The 2,675-nt window shown below is 49.3% G+C and carries 3 protein-coding genes; all 3 read left to right on the forward strand.

The window, feature by feature from the left end:
- The first annotated feature begins 846 nt into the window (after positions 1 to 846).
- The 3 genes from ABS761_RS16760 to ABS761_RS16770 all read left to right on the forward strand — a co-directional run bounded on the left by ABS761_RS16760 (position 847) and on the right by ABS761_RS16770 (position 2,579).
- Positions 847 to 1,059, forward strand: coding sequence for a DUF2933 domain-containing protein (locus tag ABS761_RS16760; RefSeq protein WP_269499738.1), 213 nt, complete (start codon positions 847 to 849; stop codon positions 1,057 to 1,059).
- Between the two features lie 74 nt (positions 1,060 to 1,133).
- Positions 1,134 to 1,517 (forward strand): DUF4148 domain-containing protein, encoded by a 384-nt coding sequence (locus ABS761_RS16765; RefSeq protein WP_350409531.1) that lies wholly within the window; start codon positions 1,134 to 1,136, stop codon positions 1,515 to 1,517.
- Between the two features lie 93 nt (positions 1,518 to 1,610).
- Positions 1,611 to 2,579: a F510_1955 family glycosylhydrolase gene (locus ABS761_RS16770; protein WP_350409533.1), complete on the forward strand. Its 969-nt coding sequence runs from the start codon at positions 1,611 to 1,613 to the stop codon at positions 2,577 to 2,579.
- The last annotated feature ends 96 nt before the right edge of the window (positions 2,580 to 2,675 follow it).

A 2,675-nucleotide genomic window follows, 5' to 3' on the forward strand; every position in this document is an offset into this window, starting at 1 on the left:
CAATTCTTCTGCATTATGAAATATGGGCTGATTTTGCTGTTCGACCGATTTTTCAAGACGGCTTATTCAGACCATCCTTAAATACTCTGGCTAGTGTTGCAGTATTTTTTCAAAATGTGCTTGACCTTCCTCCGGTGGTAAGGTTTAAGCTAAAAGCATATTAACGTTAGCTCTGATACGAGTTTCACAAAATATTAGTCACATTATGAGAAATATCTCGCGCAACTTACTGATCAGCATCGCGTATATCGCGGTGCTGATGTTTGGTTTGTTGACGCAGTCCGCGCAAGCCTACGCGGAATCCAACAATGTGAAGACCACTCAGATGGCAACAGGCCAGATGCCTTGTCACCAGAGTATTGATGGCTATTCCGTGAAGGGTTCAAAATGCCTGTTTGCCGGCCAGGCGAGCTCGGAGATATGCATTACCCAAGCATGGATGCTCCGGTCTGAAGCACCGTATCCGTCATCAAATCCAGAATTCGTAATTATGGTCTGGAGACCGGAGATTGTGCCGGTCTTTCAAGTCATCTCGACAGCCAGTCCTGCCTCCCCGACAGTTCGTCATTCTCGACGTAACGGCTCCCTCGCTATTCTGTACTGTAGCTTCCAAATTTGATCCGCAAGTGCTAGCTCCCATACGTTGCCAATGCGGCACGTATTGGGGGGTACGTGTGTCTGCGTATTTGACACAGACACGGTATTGACCTGATACCCCTTATTTAATAGCACAAAGCAGTGCTCATTAGACGCTGCTTGGGCGTAATCGCTGTGCCGACGCATTGTGCGTTCGATATTAGCCGCGTTACGTAGCAGGATCAAAGGAATTCAAATATGAAGTGCGATATGAAAACCATGGTTAAGGTAGGCCTCACTGTGGGCTCGCTGCTCGCCATTGCCTATTTCACGCTGCCCGCTGCGCGGGTGCTTATTTCAGCATCCGCCCCATTTTTTCTTTTTCTCATTTGCCCCTTAACGATGCTTTTCATGATGAAAAGCATGAACTCATGCCATAGGGAAAACGAGGTAAAGACAGAAAAAATTCAGCTTGATAAATGAAAACGCCTAGCGTTGATGCGAGGATGGCGCACTGCGCCAAATCGATATTTTTCTAATAATAATTGGAGTATTTTATGAAAACCAAAATGAGTGTCTTGATGATTTCCTTGTCGTTAGTCGCAGGAATCGCGCAGGCCGCTAATTCTGATGCCGCTACGTCAGTCTCTAAAACTAGAGCTCAGGTAATCGCTGAGTTACAGGAGGCCAAGGCTCTCGGCCTCTTAACTCAGGGTGAGCGGGCGTACCCGCCTGAGCAACAAGCTGTCAGCTCCAAAACCCGCCAACAGGTGCTGGCTGAGTTGGCTACGGCTCGCGCCGCAGGCACGTTGAGCCATGGCGAACCACTAGTTTACCCACCTCGCGTTCCCGACCTTAATCCCAAGACGCGAGTCGAGGTACTGGCCGAGCTTGATGCGGCTAGGCAGTCAGGTGAATTGTTTAAAAATGCCGGACGCTAGAGGTCTATTGATTAAAAAGACTAATGGTTGATTGTCCAGGCCCCCAATCTATTGGATGAGTTGGAGGCCTGGGCATACCTTATCGGAACAAAAATGACTGATTTAAAGAAAATAGCCACTCCGGCGCTCGCCGCAGCAGGGATCGTGGCCTTATCCGCACTAGGCTGGCAACCGCTCGCCATCGCGGCGCCAACAGCGATAAATAACGCAGGCGCGTCAACCAAGCTAGAGGCTGGAGCGCAAATCGAACTCATGCACATCCATGGCCTTTCTTACAGCGCCGATGGCAAACAGATTCTCATCCCGAGTCATCACGGTATAGCCGTTTACGCGCAGGATCACTGGTCAGTAATGACAGGTCCAAAACATGACTATATGGGTTTCTCTGCAACACACGATACGCTCTACAGCAGTGGGCATCCGGCACCTGGATCGGGTCTGATCAATCCCTTTGGTCTGATCAAGAGTACTGACGGTGGCCAGAGTTGGCAAAAGCTGGGACTGGAGGGTGAGTCAGATTTCCATACATTGGCCACGAGTTATGGAACTAACACCATCTATGTGCTCAATCATCAGGCAAATAGCGGAATGAAAGCGGCCGGAATTTACGTCACACGATCCGAAGGGGCAAAGTGGAGTCGGGCCACTGCCAATGGGCTAAAAGCTAAAATTAATAGTCTGGCTGTCCATCCTAATAACGATAAAATTCTCGCCGTTGGCGCTGGGGATGGACTGTATTTATCACGCGATGCAGGTGATCATTTTGAGCAAATAATCGGCGCAAAACAAGTGCTTGCACAATGGTTTGACCTGGATGGCAAACGTCTTTGGTTTAGTAACTATGCTGGTGGGCCAGCGCTTAGCTGGATTGCCCTAGCTGGTGATGCGAAGGTCAATACAGTTCAAATCCCGGTAGCAAGCGACGACGCTATCGCCTATATCGCACAAAATCCCCTTAAACATGACGAATTCGCGATCGCAACCTTCAAGCGGAGCGTTTATGTGAGCCACAATCAAGGCATGACCTGGACTCAGATTGCCAAGGAAGGGGCGACATTATGAATGAGCAAACACGTGTCAATCTAGGGAAGGTCTGATCAAGTCCCCTGGACCTGTCAGAATGTAGGTTGTTGAACGAGACCCAATCAGGAAGCCCCC

It is taken from the genome of Castellaniella sp. GW247-6E4, assembly GCF_040276065.1.
Classification (GTDB): domain Bacteria; phylum Pseudomonadota; class Gammaproteobacteria; order Burkholderiales; family Burkholderiaceae_B; genus Castellaniella.

Excerpts from the sequence above, each read along its gene's own strand:
- ABS761_RS16765 (WP_350409531.1), top strand. The coding sequence starts at position 1,134 with ATGAAAACCAAAATGAGTGTCTTGATGATTTCCTTGTCGTTAGTCGCA.
- ABS761_RS16770 (WP_350409533.1), top strand. The coding sequence starts at position 1,611 with ATGACTGATTTAAAGAAAATAGCCACTCCGGCGCTCGCCGCAGCAGGG.
- ABS761_RS16760 (WP_269499738.1), top strand. The coding sequence starts at position 847 with ATGAAAACCATGGTTAAGGTAGGCCTCACTGTGGGCTCGCTGCTCGCC.